Source organism: Kitasatospora fiedleri, from assembly GCF_948472415.1.
In the GTDB taxonomy this organism is placed as follows: domain Bacteria; phylum Actinomycetota; class Actinomycetes; order Streptomycetales; family Streptomycetaceae; genus Kitasatospora; species Kitasatospora fiedleri.
The window spans coordinates 107,281-130,349 of record NZ_OX419519.1 but is presented as its reverse complement, the minus strand read 5'-3'; the positions used below and the strand labels follow the sequence as shown (position 1 = coordinate 130,349).

General features: G+C 73.3%; 21 protein-coding genes and 3 pseudogenes. 8 read left to right on the top strand and 16 right to left on the bottom strand.

What is annotated here, in order from left to right; genetic code table 11:
* Positions 1 to 16: 16 nt before the first annotated feature.
* The 8 genes and pseudogenes from QMQ26_RS00705 to QMQ26_RS00670 form a co-directional block, all read right to left on the bottom strand.
* Positions 17 to 403 carry a hypothetical protein gene (locus QMQ26_RS00705; RefSeq protein WP_282204362.1) on the bottom strand — a complete coding sequence of 129 codons (387 nt, stop codon included), beginning with the start codon at positions 401 to 403 and terminating at the stop codon, positions 17 to 19.
* On the bottom strand, positions 346 to 3,576 hold the full coding sequence (locus QMQ26_RS00700) for a golvesin C-terminal-like domain-containing protein (protein ID WP_282204361.1): 3,231 nt from the start codon (positions 3,574 to 3,576) through the stop codon (positions 346 to 348). The genes QMQ26_RS00705 and QMQ26_RS00700 overlap by 58 nt, the downstream gene beginning before the upstream one ends.
* Before the next feature lie 167 nt (positions 3,577 to 3,743).
* On the bottom strand, positions 3,744 to 4,319 hold the full coding sequence (locus tag QMQ26_RS00695) for a hypothetical protein (protein WP_282204360.1): 576 nt from the start codon (positions 4,317 to 4,319) through the stop codon (positions 3,744 to 3,746).
* Between the two features lie 173 nt (positions 4,320 to 4,492).
* A pseudogene (locus QMQ26_RS00690) lies at positions 4,493 to 5,694 on the bottom strand (ABC transporter permease).
* A 32-nt stretch (positions 5,695 to 5,726) separates the two neighbouring features.
* Complete coding sequence (locus tag QMQ26_RS00685) at positions 5,727 to 6,434, bottom strand: ABC transporter ATP-binding protein (protein WP_282204359.1); 708 nt, start codon at positions 6,432 to 6,434, stop codon at positions 5,727 to 5,729.
* Positions 6,431 to 7,810, bottom strand: a complete 1,380-nt coding sequence (locus tag QMQ26_RS00680) for a peptidoglycan-binding domain-containing protein (RefSeq protein WP_282204358.1) — start codon at positions 7,808 to 7,810, stop codon at positions 6,431 to 6,433. Before QMQ26_RS00680 ends, QMQ26_RS00685 begins: the two co-directional genes overlap by 4 nt.
* A complete protein-coding gene (locus tag QMQ26_RS00675) occupies positions 7,810 to 8,706 on the bottom strand; it encodes a hypothetical protein (RefSeq protein WP_282204357.1) in 897 nt (298 codons plus the stop codon). The genes QMQ26_RS00680 and QMQ26_RS00675 overlap by 1 nt, the downstream gene beginning before the upstream one ends.
* A 129-nt stretch (positions 8,707 to 8,835) precedes the next feature.
* The gene (locus QMQ26_RS00670) at positions 8,836 to 9,300 is read right to left on the bottom strand and encodes a hypothetical protein (protein WP_282204356.1); all 465 of its coding nucleotides are present in this window, start codon (positions 9,298 to 9,300) and stop codon (positions 8,836 to 8,838) included.
* A 454-nt stretch (positions 9,301 to 9,754) separates the two neighbouring features.
* On the opposite strand from QMQ26_RS00670, the gene QMQ26_RS00665 reads away from it, so the two are divergent.
* Both QMQ26_RS00665 and QMQ26_RS00660 read left to right on the top strand, forming a co-directional pair.
* On the top strand, positions 9,755 to 10,432 hold the full coding sequence (locus QMQ26_RS00665; RefSeq protein WP_282204355.1) for a GNAT family N-acetyltransferase: 678 nt from the start codon (positions 9,755 to 9,757) through the stop codon (positions 10,430 to 10,432).
* Positions 10,429 to 10,692 (top strand): GNAT family N-acetyltransferase, encoded by a 264-nt coding sequence (locus QMQ26_RS00660; protein WP_282204354.1) that lies wholly within the window; start codon positions 10,429 to 10,431, stop codon positions 10,690 to 10,692. Before QMQ26_RS00665 ends, QMQ26_RS00660 begins: the two co-directional genes overlap by 4 nt.
* A gap of 49 nt (positions 10,693 to 10,741) precedes the next feature.
* On the opposite strand, the gene QMQ26_RS00655 is transcribed toward QMQ26_RS00660, so the two are convergent.
* The 4 genes from QMQ26_RS00655 to QMQ26_RS00640 form a co-directional block, all read right to left on the bottom strand.
* Positions 10,742 to 11,395: a phosphotransferase gene (locus QMQ26_RS00655; RefSeq protein ID WP_282204353.1), complete on the bottom strand. Its 654-nt coding sequence runs from the start codon at positions 11,393 to 11,395 to the stop codon at positions 10,742 to 10,744.
* A complete protein-coding gene (locus QMQ26_RS00650; protein WP_282204352.1) occupies positions 11,353 to 11,595 on the bottom strand; it encodes a hypothetical protein in 243 nt (80 codons plus the stop codon). The genes QMQ26_RS00655 and QMQ26_RS00650 overlap by 43 nt, the downstream gene beginning before the upstream one ends.
* 43 nt (positions 11,596 to 11,638) lie before the next feature.
* Positions 11,639 to 12,655, bottom strand: coding sequence for a 2-dehydropantoate 2-reductase (locus QMQ26_RS00645; RefSeq protein ID WP_282204351.1), 1,017 nt, complete (start codon positions 12,653 to 12,655; stop codon positions 11,639 to 11,641).
* 190 nt (positions 12,656 to 12,845) lie between these two features.
* Positions 12,846 to 13,982: a PP2C family protein-serine/threonine phosphatase gene (locus QMQ26_RS00640; protein WP_282204350.1), complete on the bottom strand. Its 1,137-nt coding sequence runs from the start codon at positions 13,980 to 13,982 to the stop codon at positions 12,846 to 12,848.
* A gap of 226 nt (positions 13,983 to 14,208) precedes the next feature.
* On the opposite strand from QMQ26_RS00640, the gene QMQ26_RS00635 reads away from it, so the two are divergent.
* The 6 genes and pseudogenes from QMQ26_RS00635 to QMQ26_RS00610 all read left to right on the top strand — a co-directional run bounded on the left by QMQ26_RS00635 (position 14,209) and on the right by QMQ26_RS00610 (position 19,115).
* Positions 14,209 to 15,549 carry an extracellular catalytic domain type 1 short-chain-length polyhydroxyalkanoate depolymerase gene (locus QMQ26_RS00635; protein ID WP_100834505.1) on the top strand — a complete coding sequence of 447 codons (1,341 nt, stop codon included), beginning with the start codon at positions 14,209 to 14,211 and terminating at the stop codon, positions 15,547 to 15,549.
* 200 nt (positions 15,550 to 15,749) lie between these two features.
* Positions 15,750 to 16,541: pseudogene (locus QMQ26_RS00630) on the top strand (APC family permease); the annotation flags it as partial.
* Positions 16,427 to 17,089 carry an APC family permease gene (locus tag QMQ26_RS37750; RefSeq protein WP_404814030.1) on the top strand — a complete coding sequence of 221 codons (663 nt, stop codon included), beginning with the start codon at positions 16,427 to 16,429 and terminating at the stop codon, positions 17,087 to 17,089. The pseudogene QMQ26_RS00630 and the gene QMQ26_RS37750, both read left to right, overlap by 115 nt.
* A 2-nt stretch (positions 17,090 to 17,091) precedes the next feature.
* Positions 17,092 to 17,286: a hypothetical protein gene (locus QMQ26_RS00620; RefSeq protein ID WP_282204348.1), complete on the top strand. Its 195-nt coding sequence runs from the start codon at positions 17,092 to 17,094 to the stop codon at positions 17,284 to 17,286.
* The gene (locus QMQ26_RS00615) at positions 17,283 to 17,657 is read left to right on the top strand and encodes a cupin domain-containing protein (RefSeq protein WP_100834503.1); all 375 of its coding nucleotides are present in this window, start codon (positions 17,283 to 17,285) and stop codon (positions 17,655 to 17,657) included. The genes QMQ26_RS00620 and QMQ26_RS00615 overlap by 4 nt, the downstream gene beginning before the upstream one ends.
* A gap of 67 nt (positions 17,658 to 17,724) precedes the next feature.
* Positions 17,725 to 19,115, top strand: a pseudogene (locus tag QMQ26_RS00610) (NAD(P)/FAD-dependent oxidoreductase).
* 89 nt (positions 19,116 to 19,204) lie between these two features.
* Here the strand turns inward: QMQ26_RS00610 and QMQ26_RS00605 are convergent.
* From QMQ26_RS00605 to QMQ26_RS00590, 4 genes are all read right to left on the bottom strand, one after another.
* Positions 19,205 to 19,774 carry a hypothetical protein gene (locus QMQ26_RS00605; protein ID WP_282204347.1) on the bottom strand — a complete coding sequence of 190 codons (570 nt, stop codon included), beginning with the start codon at positions 19,772 to 19,774 and terminating at the stop codon, positions 19,205 to 19,207.
* Positions 19,775 to 19,928: 154 nt separating this feature from the next.
* Positions 19,929 to 20,621 (bottom strand): IMP cyclohydrolase, encoded by a 693-nt coding sequence (locus tag QMQ26_RS00600; RefSeq protein WP_282204346.1) that lies wholly within the window; start codon positions 20,619 to 20,621, stop codon positions 19,929 to 19,931.
* 105 nt (positions 20,622 to 20,726) lie between these two features.
* Entirely contained in the window at positions 20,727 to 21,350 is a 624-nt protein-coding gene (locus tag QMQ26_RS00595) for a DinB family protein (protein WP_282204345.1), read from the bottom strand.
* A 263-nt stretch (positions 21,351 to 21,613) separates the two neighbouring features.
* A complete protein-coding gene (locus tag QMQ26_RS00590) occupies positions 21,614 to 23,068 on the bottom strand; it encodes a glycoside hydrolase family 76 protein (RefSeq protein ID WP_100834499.1) in 1,455 nt (484 codons plus the stop codon).
* Position 23,069 lies beyond the last annotated feature (1 nt).

The following is a 23,069-nucleotide window of genomic DNA, read 5'->3' as shown; positions in this document are numbered from 1 at the left end:
CCCCCACCACGAGAGGTTATCCGGCGTGGCTTCCGTCGTCGCAGAACATCACGGTCTTGGGACGGTCGACGGGGAAGTTCTCGGGCGTCGCCTGGATGGACCAGGGGTTGCCGCCGTTGCCCTTGATGTCGATGCCGCAGGTGCCGTACGCGGTGGTGGTGCCCGTGACACCGGGAATGGCGGAGAACTTGCCGAAGTCCCCGTGCTGCACCGGACCGCTGCTCGGTCGGCCGGTCTGGTCGACCATCCGGCCGTCCAGGTAGAGGAAGAGGTCGGGCATGTAGCTCTGGTAGGCGAGGCCCAGCGCGGGAGTGTTGTCCGGGTTGGCGGTGGCCTGGGTGGACTTCACGGTGCCGTCGGTGCAGAAGGCCATGCTGATGTTCTGCCAGATCGGCGGTGCCATGTTGTAGAGCGAGCCGCCCGAGAGGTCTCCGGTGCTGTTCTTGACGGCCTGGCGGAAGAAGGTGCTGTAGATGTCGCCCGCGGTGTCGGCGACCTCCCTGGGGACCGATCCCGGTCGGCGAGTGCGGCGAGCTTGTTCGCCCAGGTGTTCATGGCGGCATCGGTGCTGGGCTGGGCGTCGAGGAGGCGGTAGCCGATGCTGCCACCGCTGACGATCTTCGTGTTCAGACAGGTGCCGTTGGAGTCGATCCGGGCGGGGCGGGTGCCCGGGACGTAGGCCTGGCCCGGGGTGATCCCCGTTTCGATGGGATTGGCGATCCTGGCAGTGGTGCCGTGGACGTTCGGGTCGGTGGCGGTGAAGCTCAGGTCGGGCAGAGTGATCCCGAGACTGCCGTAGTCGGCGACGGTGGCCTTCACGAACGCGGTGATGAACGGGGCGATCTCGGTGTTGCCGGTGCGCGGGGCGTAGACGACGGCCTCGCTGCCGGGAACGATCTTCCCGTCGTCGCCGGCCACCCAACTGGCCTCGATGTGCGTCTTGATCTTGTAGGAGTGGTCGTCGGTGTAGGAGTCGTGCGGGTCGATCACCGTGGGGGCGGGCCGGTTGGCGAACGCCAGCCAATCGGCGATGGTGTCGGTGCCGGCGGCCTCGACGTCCCTGCCCCAGTCCGCGGCGGCCCGGGCGGTGGCGGCGCCGACGCAGTCGGCCGAAGCAGCACCGGGCTGGCAGGTGGCGTAGTTGCTGAGCCCGTGCAGCGTCCGGCCGTCGTAGTTCCGGCCACCGGCGGTGCGGGCGTGGCCCCAGTCGTACAGGGTTTGGCGGGTGCGCATCGGGGTCGTGATGGCCGAGGGGGTGTCGGTGTCCAGGTTCTGGTGGCTGGAGAAGTTGGCGACCGCGTCGAAGGTGCGCTCGACGAACGTGCCGTGGACCGGGGCCACGGCGATGGCGTCGTAGGCGATGTCGGCGTCGCCGGTGCCGTGGTCGGTGACGTTCGACAGCCGGACGGTCGGTTTGCTGGCGAAGAGGAACACACCGAGGGGAACCCAGCGGTTTCCGGTGCCGGGCTGGGAGATCGTGCGGGACTTGGTGCCCTTCGCGGTGTCGATCTCGTACTTGGCCTCGGTGGTCTGGGCGCCGTGGTCGGGCAGGTGCACGAGGACCTGCGCCGGGCCGTTGACGTCGACGGCGAGCTTCCAGGTGCCGGTGACGGCGAGTTTGCCGCCTTGGGCCCCGGCGGTGCGGGTGTGCGCGAAGGAGAAGTGTCCGCCGAAGCCCGCGCCGAGCTGGTGGAAGTCGACCTTGGACGGGTAGTTGCCGACGGCGTCCCGGGCGAAGTCCAGCGAGAAGGTTCCGTAGTTGGGCGGCCGGGTGCAGTTCGGACGGACGGAGGGCACCGTGTCGGGAAGGTCGTCGACGACCATCGCGCCGGCGGGCAGGCCGGCGAGCGTGCAGTTCGGCGGGTAGGCCGTGCCGTCCGCCTCCTCCGGGTAGGTGGTGTTGAAGCGGATGAGTTCGTTGCCGCAGCTGTAGGAGCAGTCGCTCTTCCAGGTGGCGGGCTTGTTGTACCAGCACTTCAGGTCGTACTTGCCACCCGTGGTGTGGGCGCAGGGGCCGGCCGGCTCGCCGACGACGTCGGGGGCGTTGGGGGTGTAGGACTGGCCGGGCAGGCAGGCGTTGCCGGCGTCGCAGAACAGGGTGGCGGGCGGTGAAGCGGTGTAGCGGTTGGCGTTGGCCGCGGCGCCGTCGGCGCCGTTCCACCAGGCCGCGCGGAAGCCGGCGACGGTCGTGCCGGGCGATTCGAGTCCCTCGATCGGGTACGCGGCCCAGCCGATGACCTTCTCCGGGTACGGCCAGTCCTGCGGGTGGGAGGCGTCCGCGTAGTTGTTGGCGTTCAGGAACGGCTTGCGATTGGCAGGGTAGTTGGGGTTGGCGGGGTTGTTGGCCCAGCCGAGGCCCCAGGGGCTGCCGTCGCCGGCGTCGGCGTGGAAGCCGGAGTTGTAGGCCCAGGTGGCGTAGAACCAGTTCTCGGGCTTGGACCAGTCGCCGTTGTTCAGCTTCATCCCGGCCGCGGTGGTCTCGTTCCACTTCTGCTGCAGGGTGCGCAGACCGGCGGCGATGTTGGTGGCGTAGTCGAGGGCGACGGCCCGCTGGGTCTGGTACGCCATGGCCGGGGCGGCCCCGGCGGGGGTGTGCTCGGGCAGCCGCATGCCGTCGGTCTGCTGGGTGAGGCCGTAGCCGCAGTCGGCCTTGTCCCAGTGGATGTCCCAGTCGTCGGCGGTGGAGGCGTTGTAGATCGGGCGGCCGTAGTAGTTGCCGATCAGCGGATTGCCCGTGACGCCGGGGACGGCGTAGCGCGCGGCCTGCCACATGTTGGACTCCTGCGCGATGATGCCGAGCATGATCTGTGCGGGGACGTGTCCGCCGCCGTTGAGGCCGAGGGAGGGGAAGAGGCCCTGCGGCGAGTAGGCCGGCATGCCGAGGTTCTTCCAGTTCGCGGGGCGCTGGGTGTTCAGGTTCCCGACGACGGCCTGGTCGACGGCCCACTCGACCTGTCGCGGTTTGGGCTGCATGGCCTGGTTGCGCGGGTCGTTGCGCGGGACGGCGCAGAAGCGCTCCCCCTCGACCGGGTCGGACGGGGAACCCGCGGACGCGGCCTGGGCGGAGAGCGTGCGCGGCGCGGCGCCGGAGGCGCCCTGCGCAGTGGCGGTGGAAGCCGGAGCGGAGGCCGTGCCGGAGGCGGGTGCGGCGTCCGGAGCGACGGTGAAGGCGGTGGCCTTGCCGGTGTCCGGAACGCTCATCTCGATCGCCACCGGTCGGGGCTCGGCGCCGGTGGCGGGCGTCAGCTGGACGCTCTGCTGATCGGCCCAGGCGGTGCGGTCGATCACCGCCCGGCCCTCGGTGGAGACGGTGGCGTCGTTGGGGGCCTTGACGTGCTTGACCTGGCGGGGCAGCCCGGCGACCTTGCCGGGCTCGCCGGTGATGAAGACCTTGCCGTGGGAGCCGGCGGCCAGACCGAGTCGGTCCAGACCGCCGGCCGCGAGGGTGTCGGGCCGGCCGGGCTGCGGGGCCTTGCGGCTGTCGGCCGACGGCAGTCGCTTGACGCTGGCGTCGTTGCCCTTGTGGTCCATGAAGACCACGCCGCCGTCCGCGTCCGGCTTGAGGTGGAAGGGCACCGCGTCGGTCTTGGCGAGTTCGGTGCGCTTGCCGTTCGCGTCGATCCGGATGAGCCGCTCGGTGTCGGCGGCGACGACGGTGCCGTCCCCGGCCGGTACGGCGGAGGAGACCTGTCCCTCGACCGCGAGGGGCGCGGAGACGGTGCCGGTGGCCGCGTCGACGCGGATCAGCCGGTGCCGGGGAGGCTCTCGTCGCCGGACTGGGTCAGGACGGCCTGCTCGTCGGTGCCGCAGCCGGGGCTGTAGTACGCCAGCGACGCGTGGACCGGCAGTTTCGTGACCTGGCCGGTCTCCAGGTCGACGACGGCGGTGAACCCGCCGCGGCCGAACAGGTCCGCCTTGTTGGCGAAGGTGCGCGGCGCGTACACGGCGACCAGGCGCTTGCCGGAACCGGTGACGCAGGCGTTGCCGATCCACTGGTCGGCGTCCAGGCCCTCCTCGCGCAAGGTGGTGACGGTGTGCCAGCTGTAGCCGTCCTTGGCGTCGGCGGCGAGGACGTGGAACCCGTCGGCGTCGCCGGAAGTGGTCCAGGCCCGGTCCGTCGACTTCTCCCAGCCCTTGCCGAGGAGTTCGCCGCGTTTGGCGGGCTCGACCGCGGACGGGTGGGTCGGCGCCGCGCCGGGCTGAGCCTCCGGGGCGGTACGGGCGTCGGCCCGGGCATCGGCGCCCTGGACCAGGGCGGCCGCCACGACGGCGGCCGCCAAGGCGGCGAGCGGACGTCCGGCACGTGGTAGGAGCCTCATCGGCTCTCCTTCGACTACGAGTGATCTTGTTTCGGGGGATGCCGGATTCCCGGTCCGCCCGCGCGGTGCCGGCGGACCGGAGATCCAGTGGTGTGGTGCGTGGTGCGTGGTGCGGCCCGTGCGTCCGGCCGGCCTCGCGGACGAGTGCCGCGGGCCGGGGTCGGCCGGGGCCGTCAGCGGCGCAGTGCCTCGGCGGGCGGTATCCGGGAGGCGCGCCACGCCGGGTAGAGACCCGCGACGAGGCCGGTGGCCAGGCCCAGGAGCGGCGCGCCGGCCACGGCGGCGGGGTGCAGGACGGGCGTCCACTGCCGGACCGCCGAGACGGCGACGACGGTGACGGTGCCGGCGGACGCGCCGATCACGCCGCCCAGCAAGCCGAGCAGGGTGGATTCGGCCAGGAACTGGGCGGTGATGTGCCGGGCGCGGGCACCCAGCGCGCGGCGCAGCCCGATCTCGCCGGTGCGTTCCATCACGGCGACCAGGGTGGTGTTGGCGATGCCGACCGCGCCGATCACCAGGCACACCGCCGCCAGCAGCAGGAACAGCTGCCCGAGGTCGCCCCGGACGCCCGAACGCAGCGTCCGCGGGTCCGGGGGAGGGGTGGCCCGCAGGCGCTCGGGATGTTCGGGGCGGAGCGCGAGCGGAGCCTCGTCGGCGACCTGCACGGCCGCGCCGAGCCGGGTCGTCACCAGCATCTCGGCCCGGTCGTCCGCGGGCGGGCCCCAGATCTCCTGGCCGGTCCCGCGCGGTACGACGACCGAGGTCAGTAGTTCGGGCCGCCGTTCGACGTCCCGCAGGATGCCGACGACGGTGAACGGGGTGTCCCCGACGAAGACGGCGGGCCCGTTCTGCAGCCCGGTGATGCCCAGCCGGGCTGCGACGGAGGCGCCGATCACGGCGACCTTCTCGTGGCGCTCCTCGTGGAAGCCGTCGAACAGCCGTCCCTGGGCGAGCTCGGGGCCCACGGCCCGCAGCAGTCCGGGGGAGGCGGCCACGACCTGGGCCTGCCGGTCGGTGACCGCGTAGGCGGCGCCCGCGGGTGCCGAGGAGACCTGCTCCTGGGGGCCCGTGCGGATCCGCCAGTACACGCCGGCCGCCGTCACTCCGTTCAGGGCCTCGATGCGGGAGTCCGCGTCCTCGGGGAAGGCGGTGCCGGCCGGAGCGCCGTTCTTGGCCGAGATGTCCTCGATCTTCACCTCGGTCGCGGTCAGCCGGCTGAACCGGGAGTCGATCTGCGAGGCGGTCGTGCTGGTCAGGCCGAGGACGGCGATGAGGGAACCGACGCCCAGCACGGTACCGAGCGTGGTCAGGACCGACCGGGCGGGTCGCTGAACGGCCCGGCCACGGCCTCGCCGAGCAGGTCCGCCACGCCCATCCGGGAGCGCGCCCGCGGTGGTCGACGGCGCTTCACGCGATCACTGCCCCTTCCGTGGTCGCCCGGGTCTCGGTCAGGACGCCGTCGCTGATGCGGACGGTCCGCTGGGCGCGCAGGGCCACCTGCGGATCGTGGGTGATCATGATGATGGTCATTCCGTCACGGTGGAGGTCGTCGAAGAGGTCGAGGACGGCCGCAGCGGTCCGCGAGTCGAGGTTGCCGGTCGGCTCGTCGCACAACAGCAGGGACGGCTCGGCCGCCAGGGCCCGGGCGATGGCCACCCGCTGGCGCTCACCGCCCGACAACCGGCTGGGGGTCGCCTCGACGCGGTGCGCCAGCCCGACCCGGTGCAGCGCCTCGCCCGCGCGCCGGCGCCGCTCACGGCGCCCGACGTGCTGGTACACCATGGCCAGTTCCACGTTCTCCCGGGCGGAGCGGTGCTCCAGCAGGTGGAAGGACTGGAACACGAAACCGATCCGGGTGCCCCGCAGGGCCGTCCGGTGCCGGTCGCTCACCGTGGCGACGTCGAACCCGTCGAGCAGGTAGCGGCCGGTGGTCGGGACGTCGAGCAGCCCGATGATGTTCAGGAACGTCGACTTGCCCGCCCCCGACGGACCGACCACGGTGACGTACTCGCCCCGGCCGACCGTCAGCCCGCAGGGACGCAGGGCGTGCACCGCCGGCGGCCCGGGGTACGTCAGCCCCGCCGCCCGCAACTCGATCACCGGCGCGGTGCTCACGGCCGCCCGCCGTTCGACGCGGCGGGAGCGTCACCGACCACGACCCGGGCGCCCGCCGTCAACTGCCCGCCGCCGACCGGGGACACCTCCACGAAACCCCCGCCGGACGCGCCGACGCGCACCTCGACCCGGCGAACCGCACCCGCCCCGGCCCGGACACCGACGCTCACCCGGCCGTCGCTGCCGGTGGACAGCGCGGCAGCGGGTACGGCGAGCACCTTCCCGGACGAGGACGCCGAGGTGATGGTCAACCGGACGTCCCGGCCCGCCGACTCCGGTGCGAGCGGCTGCTCGGGGGCGATCTTCACCGTGTACGTGGAGCTTCCCGGTTGGGCCTCCGCAGCGCCGGCCTTCGCCGCGGTGGGAACGTCGGCGACCGAGGCCACCTTGCCCGCCACCGCCGCACCGGTGCCCTCGTCGAGGATCTCCACCTGCTGACCGGGCCGCAGCATGCCCCGCTGCCGGGCGGTGACCTCGCCGCGCACCGCCAGTGCCCCCATGGAGACGCTCATCAGCTTGTCCGTCGGCGCGTCACCGACCTTCGCGGCGACCGCGCCCGCCCGGGCGGGCGCCCCCGCGAGGTACACCAGTTCGGAGGCCGGCAGGACCACGGGCCCGGACTCCTGCTCCGCGCCAGCCGCACCGGGCACACCGCCGCCGGCAGCACCCGTCCCCCCGGCCGGGACCCTGCCGCCGGTCGAACCCGCGGCGGTGCTCCCGCCGGGGGCCTTGTCGTCGGCCGCACGGATCGGGCGGTAGCCGATGGACCGGTAGAACGACTCGACGGCACGCTCCGTACCGGAGCCGAACGTGCCGCTGCCGTCCGGCGCCACCGGGTAGCCGACTGCGGCGAGTGCCTTCTGCAACTGGGCGACGTCGTCCCCCGTCATCCCGGCCCGCAGGTCGCGGTACGCCGGGATCTTCCCCTGCAGGGCGAACACCGGACGGCCCGAGACCTCGAACAGGACGCTGCCGAACCGGATGGTCTGGCCCTGCTCGACCTCTACCTTCGTCACCACGGCCCGGGCGGCCCCGGCCGCCGCACCCGTCCCTCCGACCTCGACCGAGACGGCGGGGCTGACGGTACCGCGGGTGATCAAGGTGTCCGCCACCACCCTGTGCTCGACGGAAGCGGTCAGGACATCGGCGGGCGGTGCCTGCGTCTCGGCAGCCACCTGGGCCGGGGACTTCAGCACCGTTCCGGCGGCGACGCCGGCACCGCCGGTGACCACGGCCGCGGCGACCAACGCGGCCAGCACGCGCCTGCGCCGGCGCATCGTCGCGCTGCCGCGGTCCGGCGGGGACGAGGAGGACGTGCCGCCCGGTTCGGTCGGGTCGGAACCGGCCGCACCGCGGGAGTCCTGAGAGGTGGTCATCACCGGCCGCCGGCGATGGTCTTGGCCGAGGTCTTCAGAACGTCGTCCAACTGCTTGCGCTCCTCGCGCAGCGCTTGGGCGTTGTCCTCCTCCGCCTTCTTCTGGAGCGCGACCTCGGCGTCGTACCACGTCCGGGCGACGCTGGTGCGCTCACGGCACCCCAGGTCGGCCATGGCCGTGTCGATCTCGGCCGGGGTGACGTCACGACCGTTGACCTTCGGGTCGTCGCTGGCGTCCAGCGGCTCCTTGTAGTCGTAGCCGCTCTCCTTCATGCAGGCGGACCACTGGGCGAAGGCCCGGACGACGGCGGGTTCCTGCTTGGAACGGGTGAAGGACTCGTTCGCGAGGCGCTGGGCCAACTCGCCGACCGTCTTGTCGGTGCGCCCGAGCTTCTCGGCGCCCTGCTGTCCGCAGCTGAAGAGCGTGGCGGAGTCCGCCTTGTCGCCCCCGTCGAGCGCCGCCTCCTGGACCACCGCGTCGTAGGCGGCCTGCTCCGCCGCATCGGGGTGGTAGCCCCGCGTCGCGGACAGTTCGGCGTCGTGGATCCCGTAACGCCAGTCGGTCAGCGTCTTGGGGCCCAGCTTCGGCAGTGCGGCCGCCGGGTGCCAGTCGCTGAACCCGGCGTGGTGCACGCACTCCTCGACCAACGAGCCCAGTGCACGCCGCAGCTGGCCCTCCTCGTCCTCCGTCGGCAGGTAGGCCTCCAGGGGAAGCTTCCAGGTCGCGGGGTCCGTAGGGTCGAAGGCCGCCGCCGCTGCCCCGGCCGTCCCGGACGGAACGGCCGGGCGCGCGGCCCGCTCCGCCGACGGCCCGGAACAGGCGGACACCGCGGTGCCCGCCGCAGCAGCAGCGAGGGCAAGGGCAGCGACCCTCCGGAGCCCGAGAGAGGAACGCATCGTATTTCTCCTGAAAAGACCGCAGACAAAATACCGGGCGAGATGCGGCTCGTCCGGGACGTCGTGAGAAGGAAGGGTGGTGGGTGCCGGAATTCGGTGATGCCGAATTCCGGCACCTTGGTTCGGGCCTCAGGCCCAGAGGAACGAGGCGTTCTCGTTGTACGTGTTCTTCAGCTGGAACCAGCTGCTGAACGGGGTGAGCACATCCACCGCTCCCCGGTATCCGCTGTTGTAGTACACCTTGGCGCTGAGGCCGGTGTTCCGGTTCTGGGCGGAAGCGGCGTTGTTCTTGATGCCCTGGCCGCTGCCGGCCGCACCGGTGTTGCAGTAGTTCAGCGGCTGGGCGCCGTGCGCCGTGCCGCCTTCGTTCTCATCGGAGAAGTCGTAGACGGACCAGCCGATGTTCCGGTACGTCCCCGCGTAGGACGAGTTGTACCAGAGGGTGAACTTGAATCCACTGTCGACGTTGCTCTTGCACGCCTCCGGGCTCCACTGGTTCTCGAAGGCGGTATTGGCCTGGGCGGCGGGCGCCGCCACCAGGCCGACCAGGATCGCGGTCGCCCCTCCGAGGAGGAGGGTCCGCGCGGATCGCATGGGATTCATGTGCTATCGACTTCCGGAAATCTTGTAAAGAATATGAAGGCGGGGCGTACGGCCGGTCGGTCCGACGCGGGATGGTCCGAATGAACTTCGCCACGACATGGCGGCCTATTCAGATCGAACTCGAATTAATTACAGCATCTCCACATCGGACAAAACGGACATGTCACTCTGCGTAACGTAACGCTTTCGCATCGTTCGAGCCGATTGGGCGGGTTGCCGACATTTCCATTACTTTGCGCAGTCAAAAACCTTTTGCGACTACTTTCGGCAACCTTTGCCGCCCCGGACCGGTGGACCGGTCCGCGTTCAGTAGGCTGCCCGGGCGGGAGGTGCGAACGGTGTGGGGAAGCCCGGCGAGCGGCTGGAACCGGGTGCCGCCGGCTGGTCGTGCGCGCACCGCGCCCCCGTCCGCCGCCCATCGTCCACCAGGAAGGACCCTCCGCCGATGGCCCAGCCCCTCGTCCTGCCCGCCGGCTACACCGCCCGGGCGCTCGACCCGGAGCGCGACCTGCTCGACGTCCTCGACCTACTGACCACCTGTGAGTGGGCCCTGCACGGGGCCGGGGCGACCGAGGCCGACCGCGGCGAGGTCGCGGCGGTGCTGGCCCGCCCCGGCTTCGACCCCGCCGCCGACACCCTGCTGGTGCACGCCCCGGACGGGCGGCCGGCCGCCTGGGCGTGGAGCGACCGGCGCTGCGAGTGCCGGGTGCACCCCGCGCACCGCGGCCGCCGGATCGGCACCGCGCTGCTGGGCTGGATGGAGAGCCGGGCCGTCGAACAGGGCGTGGGCAAGCTCGTCCAGGTCGTCGCCGACCTCGACCCGGTCGGCCTGACCATGTTGCGCACCTACGGCTACCGGCCCAAGGGCGCCAGCTGGCTCCTGGAGATCCCCCTCGCCGACCTGCCCGAGCCCGGGCCCGCCCCCGCGGGCATCGCCGTCCGCCCGTTCCGCCCCGGCGACCCGCGGGACGCGCGCGCGGCGCACCGGGTCGTCGAGGACGCCTTCGCGGACTGGAAGGCGCGCCGGATGGACTTCGCGGAGTGGGCCCAACACACCGTCCACCGCGAGACGTTCACCCCGAGCGCTCCCCGCTCGCGGTCGCGGAGGCCGACGGCCGGGTGATCGGCGCGGCCCTGTCGCTGGACCAGCCCGGCAGCGGGGACGGGTACGTGGAGAGCCTCGCCGTCGACCGCGACCACCGCAACCGCGGCATCGCCCGCCACCTGCTCCAGCACGCCTTCCGGGCCTGCCGGGAGGCCGGGCTGAGCCACTGCACGCTGTGGACGCACTCCGGCACGGGCGCGCTCGACCTGTACCTCAAGGTCGGCATGACGGTCCGTTACACCTCGGTGGTACTGGAGAAGACCCTCCCGCTGCCGTGAGGCGGGGAGACCGGGAGGCGGGGAGGCGGGGAGACCGGGAGGGTCCCGTTCAGCCGGGCGGCTCGGCGCAGTCCAGCAGGGCGAGCAGGCGCCGCGCCTGGCGGGCGGGCGTGTCCGGCGGGTTGCGGAGCGCGGTGCCGGGGTCGCCGGCGAGGAAGACCAGCCAGAGCAGGGCCAGCAGGCGGCGGCACTCCAACAGGCGGCGGTCCTCGGCGGGGGAGAGGTCGAAGCGGGACAGGAAGGCCGCCGCGTCCAGGTCGGTGTCCACCCAGGACGAGACGTGCTCGACCACCTCGGCCAGCTCGTACGGGTGGTCGGAGCGCCCGGAGTCCTCGAAGTCGACCAGCCGGACGCCGGTGCCGTCCCAGAGGAAGTTGGCCAGGTTGCCGTCGGCCTGCCCCAGCACGGGCGCCGCCGCCGGGCCGTCCGCGCAGAGCCCGGCCTGCGCGCGGTCCAGCCAGCGCAGGCCCGCCGCCAGGGCCCGCAGCACCTCGGGGGCGCCGCCCCCCACCGCGGCGGCCCCGGCGGCCCGGTCCCGGATCGCCTCGGCGGACTGCCGGACGTCCCAGCGCCGGTTCGGCAGCCGGGCGACCAGCTCGGCGGGCACCGCCCGGTGCAGCCGCCGCACCGCGCGGGCCAGCGCGTCCAGGTGCTCGTCCGTCAGCACGGTGCCGCGCAGCGCGCGGCCCGGCAGCCGCGACATGGTGAGCGTGCCGTCCGCGCGGGCCAGCGGCCGGGGCGCCAGCCCGGGGCGTACCGGTCGAGCAGCGCCAGCGCCCGCCACTCCCGTTCCGGTGCGCAGTCCGGGTCGCCGGGCGGGGCGCCGTGCTGGTCGGTCCGGAAGCGCTTGCGCACGGAGCCGGGCAGCAGGTCGACGCCGTGGGTGGTCCACCGGGTGGTCATGACGGCGGGTCAACTCCCTCGGGTGGGAAGGGGGGAGACGAGACTACGGCAGCGCGTCCAGGGCCGCGAGCAGTTCGGCACCGGACCATGCGGGTGGCGTACCGGCGGCCTCGGCCGCGTGCACCAGGTCGAGCAGGCGCCGGTTGGCGGGGGCCGGCAGCCGGTGGCGCCCGGCCAGCGCGACGACCTCGCCCTGGAGCTCGTCCACCTCGGTGGGGCGGCCGCGCTGGAGGTCCTCCCACATCGAGGAGCGGGCCCGCGCGTCCACCCGCAGACTCGCCGCCGCGACCCGGCGGAACACCGCGTCCGGCAGGCCCAGGACGGACGGCATCCACTGCGGCGGGACGGGCGTCAACCGGGCCGGGGACAGCCCCGCCGCCGCGAACACCGCCAGCGCCTCGCGCTGGCAGCGGGCCAGCACCAGCCGGTACGGGCGGCTGCCGAGCTGCTCGCGCAGCGGCCGGCCGGAGAGCGCGTTGACGGCGTTGTTGAGGTTCATCAGCAGCTTCGCGGCCTGCACCCGCGGCATGTCCGTGCGCAGCCCCACCGGCAGCCCGGCCGACCCCGCCACCGCCGCGAACCGCCGCGCGGCGTCCGCCCGTTCGAGCACCAGCTGCCCGCCGGTGCCCTGGTGGAACGAGGCCGGACCGGTCCGCACCACGTTGTACGGCACCATCCCGGCCAGCACCGTCCGGCCGGGCAGCGCCTCGCGCAGCACCCGCGCGTTGTGCAGGCCGTTCTGGAAGCTGACCACGGTGGTCCGGCCGTCCAGGTGCGGGTCGAGCAGCCGGGCCGCGGCCGCGGTGTCTGCGGACTTGACGGTCACCAGCACGTAGTCGGCGCCCGCCGCGGCCGAGGCGTCGGTGGCGGTGCGCGGCCGGGCGTGCAGCCGGCGGTCGCCCGGCCCGGTCAGGGTCAGCCCCGCCCGGTCCAGCTCGGCCATCGCGGCGGGCCGCCCGATCAGCGTCACGTCGGCCCGGGCGGCCAGCGCCCCGCCCAGCCGGCAGCCGATGCTGCCCGCCCCGAAGACGGCGATCCGCAGCGGCAGTGCGGGATTCACGGGATGCGCGGGATGCGCGGGTGCGTGGGATTCACGGGATTCTCGGACACCGGCGGCTCCTTCGACAACGGCGTCAGCGGCAGAGCCCAGAGGGTACCGCCCGCCGACTGCGGACCGGACCGGGGGGACGGCCCGAGGCGCCGGCGGGCGCTCGGGCGTCGGCGGCGGTCGCGGGCCCGACGGGCGGCGGTCAGGCGTCCGGGACGGCCGTGCCGGTGGGCGGGGGCAGCCGGGTGGCCAGCAGGGCGGCCACGTCGTCGTCGGCGGGGCCGCCCGCGTAGCGGCGCAGGTCGCCGCGGAGGTGCTCCAGCAGCACCGTGCCCGGTTCGGCGCTCCAGCGGGCCAGCCGTTCGGTCAGCGGGTAGAACTCGCCGCGCCGGTCCCGGCTCTCGCTGACGCCGTCGGTGTACAGCAGCACCCGGTCGCCCGGCCCGAACGGCAGGGTGCGGGCCCGGTAGTCGCTGGCCAGCAGCGCCGACAGGTTCAGCGGCGGCAGCGGCACCTCCGGCTCGACCGGCAGCACCGCGCCGTCCGCCCGCAGCAGCACCGGCGGCGGGTGGCCGCAGTTCAGCAGGTGCGCCTCCGGCCGGTCGGCCGGGATCTCCAGCAGCAGGGCGGTGGCGAACCGCTCCGCCGCGTCCGGCGAGGAGGCCCGTTCGGCGTACCGTTGCAGGCCGGTCTCCAGCCGGCGGGCCAGCGCGGGCAGGTCCTTCGCGTCGTACGCGGCCTCCCGGAACGAGCCGAGCAGCGCCGCCGCCATCTCCACCGCGGGCAGGCCCTTGCCCTGCACGTCGCCCAGGATGATCCGCACCCCGAACGGCGTGCGCACCGCCTCGTACAGGTCGCCGCCGATCTGCGCCTGCTCCGCCGCCGCGCTGTAGTACAGCGCCAGGTCGACGTCGTTCAGCCGGTCCGGCAGCGGGCGCAGCACCACCTGCTGGGCGGTCCGCGCCACCGAGCGCACCAGCGCCAGGTCGCGTTCGCGGCGCACCCGCATCCCGGAGGTGTACGAGGCGGCCAGGGTGACCGTGACGGTGGCGGCGATCACCGAGGCGGCCGCCGCGCCGACCTTGTCGTCCCGGATCAGCGCCAGCACCACCTCGGCGACCACCGCGAGCAGGCCGATCAGCAGCGTCCCCAGCGGGCCCCAGGTCGCCGCGGCGAGGGCGGGTGCCGCCACCACGAACCGGTCGTAGCGCTGCCCGGCCGGGGTCTCGGCGTCCGCCGCCGCCGACAGCGCGATCAGCAGGAACGGCGACAGCCGGACGACCGTGCCGAGCATCGGACGGGACCGGTGGGAGTCGGAGTCGTCGGTGATGGTGGGCATGACCAGGTGCACGCTACCCGTGCGGGCCGCCCCGGTGTGGGAGGCGCGGGCGGTGCGTGATCATCGTCGGGCGGCCGTTCAATGGTCGCCGCCGCCATGCCCCGGGCCCCGCCGGTGGTGCACCGCCCCATGGGCCGCCGCCGGACCCGCGCCGATGATTCACCGCGAACGGTGCTCGGCCACCCCCACCCGGCACGCGAGCACCCGGAGAGAGCGGAGCCCCCACATGGCACTGGCAGGACTGACAGGACTGGTACGGGCAGGACGGCGGACGGCGGCGGACCCGGGGCGGCCCGGGCGGCGCGCGGGCCTCGGACGCCGGGCGGGCGCGGCGCTGGCGGGCGCGCTGATCGCCGGCGGGCTGCTGACCGGGGCGCCGCAGGCGTCCGCGGCCGGGCTCGGGCAGGTCACCGGCTTCGGCACCAACCCCGGCAACCTGGCGATGTACAGCTACGTCCCGACCGCGCTGCCCACCGGGAAGCCGCTGGTGGTGGCGCTGCACGGCTGCACCCAGACCGCCACCGACTACTACAACAACTCCGGCTGGGCGCAGCTCGCCGACCGCTGGGGCTTCGCGGTGGTGTTCCCGCAGACCAGCTCCTCCAACAACGCGCTGTCCTGCTTCTCCTGGTTCGACAGCGGCAAGGACACCCGCGGCAAGGGCGAGGCGCTGTCGGTCAAGCAGATGGTCGACAAGGCCGTCGCGCTGTACGGCAGCGACCCGTCCCGGGTGTACGTGACCGGCCTGTCCGCGGGCGCCGGCATGGCCGCCGACCTGCTCGCCGACTACCCGGACGTGTTCGCGGGCGGCTCGATCGCCTCCGGCCTGCCCGCGCAGTGCGCCACCACCCAGGCCGCCGCCTCCGGCTGCCAGAACTCCCAGCAGAACCTGACGCCCGCCCAGTGGGGCGACAAGGTGCGCGCCTCCTACCCCGGCTACACCGGCCCGTGGCCGCGGGTGGCGATCTGGCACGGCAGCTCCGACACCACCGTCGCCCCGGTCAACGCCACCGAGCTGCGCGACCAGTGGACCAACGTGTGGGGCATCGGGCAGAGCGCCTCCGCGAGCCAGTCACTGCCCGGCAACACCACGCTCAGCGTCTACAACGACAGCGCGGGCAGGCCCGCCGTCCAGCTGTACAGCGTCTCGGGCATGGGCCACGGCCTGCCGGTCAGCCCCGGCAGCGGCACCGCGAACTGCGGGCAGAGCGGGGCGTACTTCCTGAACACCATCTGCTCCTCGTACTACACCGGCCTGTTCTGGGGCCTGGACGGCGCCTCCGCGTCCCCGTCCCCGTCCGGTTCCCCGTCGCCGTCCGCGTCCCCCTCCTCGTCGCCGTCGTCCTCGCCCTCGCCGTCCGCGTCCCCGTCGACCCGGCCGCTGGGGTGCTGGACGGACAACAACTACAACCAGGTCGCCGCGGGCCGGGCGCACCAGAGCGGCGGGTACGCGTACGCGAACGGGTCGAACCAGAACATGGGGCTGTGGAACCTGTTCGTCACGCACACGCTGAAGGAGACCTCGGCCGGCTACTACGTGGTCGCCGACACCGGTTGCAGCGCCTGAAACCCGCCCGGCACCGGGTGAGAACCGTCTGACCTGCCACGATGTGGGCCCCGCCGATCCGTCGGCGGGGCCTGCACTGTGTCAGAGGGGCAACAAGACGGCTGACAGATTGAATGATTGCCCTATGACAACGGGACGACGAGACTCGTGCACCTCAACCCCAGACGCATCCGTGCCGACACCCGATTGTCAAGGTGAAAATGACCGCCATCCCCGTGGCCCCGCCGGAGAACCGGTGGGCGACGCCCAAGCGCGTGAGCCTGGTCCCGCTGGTCGCGCTGATCTTCTTCAGCGTCTCCGGCGGCGCCTACGGCATCGAGCCGCTGTTCTCGACCTCGGGCCCCGGCATGGGCATCCTGCTGATCCTGGTCGCCCCGCTGATCTACAGCGTGCCGCACGCCCTGGTCTGCGCCGAGCTCGGCACCGCCATCCCCGTCGAGGGCGGCTACTACCACTGGGTCAAGCGCGGTCTCGGCCGGTTCTGGGCCTTCCAGCAGGGCGTGCTGCAGTGGGTGTGCAGCTTCGTGGACATGGCGCTGTACCCGGTGATGTTCACCTCGTACCTGTCGAGCCTGATCAGCGCCGTCGCCCCCGGCAAGCACGTGCTGTTCGAGCTCCTGGGCGTCCAGGTCGACCTGAACTGGGTGATCTGCGTCGGCGTCATCGTGGTCTTCACGCTGCTGAACCTGATGGGCGCGGGCTGGGTCGGCGACTCCTCGGTGGCGTTCGCGGTCATCTGCCTGACCCCGATGCTGATCCTCACCGCGATCGGCGGCTGGCACCTGATCACCGACGGCACCAACCCGGTCTCCTCGATGACCGCCGAGCAGGGGCAGTCCACCTGGAACGCCTTCGGCTCCGGCCTGTTCATCGTGATGTGGAACTACTCGGGCTGGGACTCGGTCTCCACCGTGGCCGGCGAGATGGAGAACCCGAAGAAGCACCTGCCCAAGGCGCTGTTCTGGTCCGTCCTGCTGATCATCGTCGGCTACCTGCTGCCCTCGCTGGCCGCCCTCGCGTCGGCGCGGACGGCGACGACGGCTGGCGGAAGTGGGAGGACGGCTCGTTCTCCGACATCGCCGGCGAACTGGCCGGCCCCTGGCTCCAGTACACCGTCACCATCGGCGGCCTGTTCGCCTCGGTCGCGATGTTCTCCGCGCTGCTCGCCTCCTACTCCCGGCTGCCCTCCTCGCTCTCGCACGACGGCTACCTGCCCAAGTGGGTCTCCAAGGAGAGCAAGCGCTACAAGATGCCGATCGCCTCGATCATCGGCTCCTCCGTCATCTACGCGCTGTTCTGCTTCTCCAGCTTCGCCAACCTGGTGATCTTCGACGTCTTCCTCACCAACATCGGCATCCTGCTGGAGGTCGCCGCGCTGATCGCGCTGCGCATCCGCGAACCCGAGCTGGAGCGCCCCTACAAGATCCCCGGCGGCTGGTGGAGCATCGGCCTGATCACCGTCTGCCTGACCGCCGTCAGCGTCTGGGCCGCCATCGAGCAGTACAACGAGGAGGGACCAGGGCGGTCGTCTACTGCCTGATCGTGGTCGGCGCCTCGCTGCTGCTCTACCCGCTGCTCGCCGCCCGCAAGGCCGCCCGGGAGAAGGCCGACGCCGAACGGGCCGTCGCGATCGCCGCGGCCGGGACCAAGGCGTACGGGCTGTCAGAGTGGCGGCCGGACTCGGCACACAGTGACAGGGCCGCCACCGGCACCGGAACGGATAGCGTCGAGGCATGATCAACAGCTTCGCCCTGCACGTCCCGGACGCCGAACTGGAGCCCGAGCCGCTCGACCCCGAGCAGATCGTCTCCGGCACGCCCGAGGTCACCGGCAAGGTGGTCTGGGAGTCCGCCGACGGGCGCCAGATCCGGGGGATCTGGCAGATCACCCCCGGCGTGGTCACCGACACCGAGGCCGACGAGATGTTCGTCGTGCTCAGCGGCCGGGCCACCGTCGCCTTCCAGGACGGGCCCGTCCTGGAGCTCGGCCCCGGCGACCTCGCCGTGCTCCGCGAGGGCGACCGCACCACCTGGACCGTCCACGAGACGCTCCGCAAGGTCTACACCATCAACCTCGGCCCGGAGGCGGCCGAGGGCGAGGACCGATAACCCGGACGCACCCGACGGCCCGGCCGCCCCCACGGCCGGGCCGCACCCGAGGCAAGGAACCGAGAGCATGGACCCCGTGCACGCCCTGCGGGACGCCAAACCCACCCCGTTCTGGCTGGAGGACCCGGGCCGACCCGCCGCCAACTCCGCCCTCACCGGCGACGTCCGCTGCGACCTGCTGGTCGTCGGCGGCGGCTACAGCGGCCTGTGGACGGCCCTGATCGCCAAGGAGCGGGACCCGGGCGCGACGTGGTCCTGATCGAGGCCGAGCAGACCGGCTGGGCCGCCTCCGGCCGCAACGGCGGCTTCTGCGCCGCCAGCCTCACCCACGGCCTCGGCAACGGCCTGGAACGCTGGCCCGACGAGCTGGCCGCGCTCGAACAGCTCGGCGCCCGCAACCTGAGCTCCATCGAGGACGCGGTGTCGACGTACGCGATCGACTGCGACTGGGAGCGCACCGGCGAACTCGACGTCGCCACCGAGCCGCACCAGGTCGAGGAACTCGCCGAACTGTACGAACTCGCCAAGGAGTACGGCGACTACGAACTCCTGGACACCGACGCCGTCCGCGCCCAGGTCGACTCGCCGACCTACCTCGGCGCGCTCTGGGACAAGGACGGCGTGGCGATGCTCCACCCCGCCAAGCTCGCCTGGGGCCTCAAGCGGGCCTGCGAGCAGCTCGGCGTGCGGGTCTTCGAGCACACCAAGGCGCTCGACATCGCCGAGTCCGGCTCCGGCATGGCCGTGCGCACCCCCTACGGCCGGGTCTTCGCCCGCCAGGTCGCCCTCGGCACCAACGTCTTCCCCTCGCTGGTCAAGCGGATCCGCCCCTACACCGTGCCGGTGTACGACTACGCGCTGATGACCGAACCGCTCGGCGACGAGCAGCTCGCCGCGATCGGCTGGCAGGGCCGGCAGGGCATCGGCGACAGCGCCAACCAGTTCCACTACTACCGGCTGTCCGCCGACAACCGCATCCTGTGGGGCGGCTACGACGCGATCTACCACTACGGGGCCAAGGTCCGCACCGAGTACGACCAGCGGCCGCAGACCTACCAGACCCTCGCCCGCCACTTCTTCCAGACCTTCCCCCAGCTGGAGGGCCTGCGCTTCACCCACGCCTGGGGCGGCGCGATCGACACCTGCACCCGGTTCTCCGCCTTCTTCGACACCGCCTACCACGGCAAGGTCGCCCTCGCCGCGGGCTACACCGGCCTCGGCGTCGGCGCCACCCGCTTCGGCGCCGAGGTGATGCTCGACCTGCTGGCCGGGAAGCCCACCGAGCGCACCGCGCTGGAGATGGTCCGCCGCAAGCCGCTGCCCTTCCCGCCCGAGCCGGTCCGCTGGGCCGGCATCGGCATCACCAAGTGGTCCCTGGACCGCGCCGACCGCAACGCCGGCCGCCGCAACCTGTGGCTCAAGACCATGGACAGGCTCGGCCTCGGCTTCGACAGCTGACCCCGGCCGCTGCCGCCCGCCCGCCCGTACACAGTGCGGGCGGGCGGCAGCGGCGCGTTGTCGTTGTCGTTGTCGTCGGTGGCGGTGGGTCAGGAGCCGCCCGCGCACTGCCGGTCCAGGACCGGCAGGTCGGCGTTGATGTCGGCGACCACCTCGTTCGGGTCCGCCAGCACCATGCCGCTCAGCCGGAAGCCCAACTCCTGGAACTCCTGCGCCAGCCGCACGATCGTCGGCCGCACCGGCGGGTCCGCGTCGGTGCCCGCCCGCATCAGCCCCTGGTAGGCGAGGTTCGCCGCGTCCGCCTGCGCCCCCCGGGTCGATCCCTGGTCACGCCGGTACGCGGCCACCGCCGCCGACGCCTCCCGGCACCCCGCCGGAACCACCGCGGGCAGCGGGGCCGGGACGTCGGCCGTCCCCGGGGACCCCGGCGCGGGATCGGGCTCCGGTTCCGGTTCCGGCTCCGCTTCCGGTGACTCGGTCGGCCCGGGCGTGGGCGTCGGCGTCGGCGTGGGGCTGTGCGGACGCGCCGACGTCCGTTCCGGCGACGACTCCGCCACCGGAACGGGCAGCGGGCTCGGCGCGGGGCGGGGCGCGTCCGGCGGCAGCAGGTACGCCACCAGCGCCACCAGCGCCGCCACCACCCCCGACAGGGCCGCCACCGCCCCCAGTCGAGCGCCCGGCGCCCGCTCCCCGCCTCCGGCGGCTCTTCCGTTCGACCACTCTCCGACATACCGCCATCGTGAGCGGCCGACTCGCCGTTCGTCCAGCGTTCTCCGGTGAACAGCCGTGCGGTGCGCCGGAGTTCCTCTCGGCTCAGTCCGCGGCGTGCCGCAGCAGCACCTCCGGGAAGGCGGCCGGGTCGAAGACCGCGGCGGCCACCCGGTACGCGGGCGGCAGGGCGGACCAGAGGCGGTCGAGCAGGGCGGCGGCGTCCGGGTACGGAGTGGACACCTCCAGGTAGGGGGCGCCGGTGGCGGGGGCGGAGGGGGCGCCCTGGTAGGTCGTCAGGAGGACGCCCTCGCCGGGCGGCAGGGCGTCCAGCCGCAGGAAGAGGCGATCGGTGGCGGTGCGGGTGGCGGCACCGCGCCGGGCCGCGCCGAACCAGGTCGGGCCGTCCGGGCGGACGTCCGCGACCACCGTCAGGCGCGGGGTGAAGATCGGCGGGTCCGGCTCGTAGTCCAGGCCGTCCAGCGCCTCCAGCGGAGACAGCCCCGCGTCCAACCGGTCCGCGACCGTGGCCACCTGCTCGCCGTTGCCGTACACCACCCGTCCGCCGCCGCGCCGCACCGCCGGATAGTGTCGCAGGTCGTCGTGCGCGCGGACGTCGGTGGGGACGACGGCCAGGGTGCCGTCCGCGCCCGGGCGCAGCGCGCGGGCCCGGGAGGCGGGGCTGCGGCCGGTCAGGAAGTAGGCGGCCGCCGACGTGCCGTCGGCGGTGCGGCAGCGCAGCACGCCCCGGCCCGGGTACGGATGGGCGGCCAGGGCCTCGGCGAGGTCGATCGACACGGAGACGGATTCCCTTCGGCGGGGTGGGCGTCCGGGGGACGGTCACCGACCCCCGGAAGATCATTCCAGAGGCGGTGGCCGTCCGGCACGGCGGCCGTCGTCCGGTCAGCCGGGGACGGACTCGCCGGCGGCGGTGGCCGCCGTGCGGGCGGCCCGCTCGACCCGGGCGCGGTGGGCCGACCACCAGGAGGCGTCGCCCTCCGGGAGGACCGCGCCGGTCGGGCGCAGGCCGGTGGCGCCGTCGAGCAGTTCGCGGACCAGGTCGGCGTGGCCCGCGTGGCGCTGGGTCTCGGCGACCACGTGCAGCAGGACCCGGCCCAGCGTCAGTTCGCCGTGCGGGGGCCACGGGACCTTCCCGCGCGCGTCCAGCGGCAGCGCGTCGACGGTGGCGTCCGCGTGCGCCCAGACCCGGCGGTACTCGGCGAGCAGGAACTCCCGGCCCTCCTCCGGCCGGGCCCACAGGTCGGCGTTCGGCTCGGCCGCGCCCGCCACCCACAGCCCCGGACCGCCCTCGAACGGCCGGCCGAAGGTGGCGCCGAAGTACGCCGCCTCCGCGCCCGTCAGGTGTTTGACCAGCCCCAGCAGGTTCGTCCCGGTCGGGGTCAGCGGGCGGCGGACGTCGTACTCCGACAGGCCCTCCAGCTTCCACACCACCGCGTCCCGCGCGTCCTGCAGGTACAGCCTCAGCTCCCGCTTGGTCGCGGCGAGTCGATCGTCGGTCTCCGTCATGCGCGGAGTCTGGCCGCCGTCCGGGCCGGTCCACAAACCGTTTTCGCCGCCCCGGGGTCCGGCGTCCCCGTCCCGGCGGACCCGCGTCGCCGGCGGACCCTGCGGCTGCGGGACGTCCGACCGCACCGGTGGCTTCGCCCGCGCCCGCGCCCGCGCCCGCGCCCGCGCCCGCGCCCGCCCGGCAGTGCCGGACGACCGGTCGGCATCCGCAGTGCCGGCCGGTCGCCGGTCGTCGGTCGCCGGGGGAGGGGCTCAGCGGTGGTTCACGTCCGGCTCCATTTCTGGTTGGTGCCGCCGTTGCAGGTCCAGATCTCCAGCAGGGTGCTGTTGGCGGTGCCGTGGCCGGTGGCGTCCAGGCACTTGCCGGAGGCGGGGTTGACGACGGTGCCGTCGGTGCGCAGGCTCCACTGCTGGGCGCCGGTGCCGTTGCAGTCGTAGAGCTGCACCGGGGTGCCGTCGGCGGTTGCGGCCGAGCGGACGTCCAGGCACTTCGCGCCGCCGTAGACGGTCAGGCGTCCGGAGGCGTCCGAGGTCCAGGACTGGTTGCCGCCGCCGTTGCAGTCCCAGAGCGCGACCTGGGTGCCGTTGGCCTGGGTCGCGTTGGGGACGTCCACGCACCGCCCGGACTCCTGCCCGCGCAGGACGCCCGTGCCGCCGGGCTTGCCGAGGGCGGCGACCAGGGCCTCGGCGGCGCTCGCCTGGGTGGTGGGGGTCCACAGGGCGAACGGTCCGACGAAGGAGTTGCCCTGCTGGCCGGAGGCGTTGGTGTCGTTGGCCACGATCGAGTCGGCCGTGGTGGTGAGGAACGCGTCGTACGCGGTGCTCCCGGTGGCGGTGGCCAGGGCGCGCAGGTAGCGGGCGAAGATGCCCTTGAACGCCGAGCCGTCGCCGGTGCAGTTGGGCTCGCAGCCGTCGTACAGCACGCCGTTGTGCTGGAAGCGCGCGACGGCCGCGGTGGCGATGCCCTGCGCCGTGGTCAGCAGCGAGGTGTCGCCGGTGGCGCGGGACTGCTCGGCCAGGCCCTGGAGGATGACGCCCTGGTTGTAGGAGTAGTTGGCCGTGCTGAAGGTGCAATTGGGCACGTTGAGCCCGTCCTGGACCAGGTTGCCCTTGATCAGGCCCGAGTTCTTGAACCAGTTCCACTCGGCGCCGGCCCAGCCGCCGTAGGTGGTGTCGCCCGCGATGCGGTTGTGCAGCCCGGCCGTGGCGGCGAGGAACAGCTCGTTGGCGATGGACGCCTTGTACTGCTTGGCGGTGCTCCAGTAGACCCCGCCGCCGCAGGTGCCGTCCCAGTAGTCGTGCATGTAGTTGACGGTGGTCCTGGCCGTGTTCAGGTAGGCGCTGTTGCCGGTGAGGTCGTAGGCCTGGAGCCACGCCAGGGCCCACCAGCCGGTGTCGTCGATGTACTCGTTGGTGAAGTTGCCGTTCCTGGCGAACGCGCCGGAGACCGCGTAGTCGTACTGCCGGTCGCCGGTGGTCTGCTCGTACGTGATCACCGTGCTCAGCGAGACGGCGGCGGTCCACCAGCCGCCCGCGTCGATCCGGCCGGTGTTCGCGTCGTACGACTTCATCAGGACCGCGACGCTGTCGGCCGCCGGGGACGACGCGGCCTGCGCGCCGGCGGTACCCGGGACCAGCAGGAACAGGCCGAGCAGGAGCAGGCCGAGCAGGGCGGCCGCCGCCCGGGCCGGCCGCCGTTCGAGCGTGGGGGTGCTCATC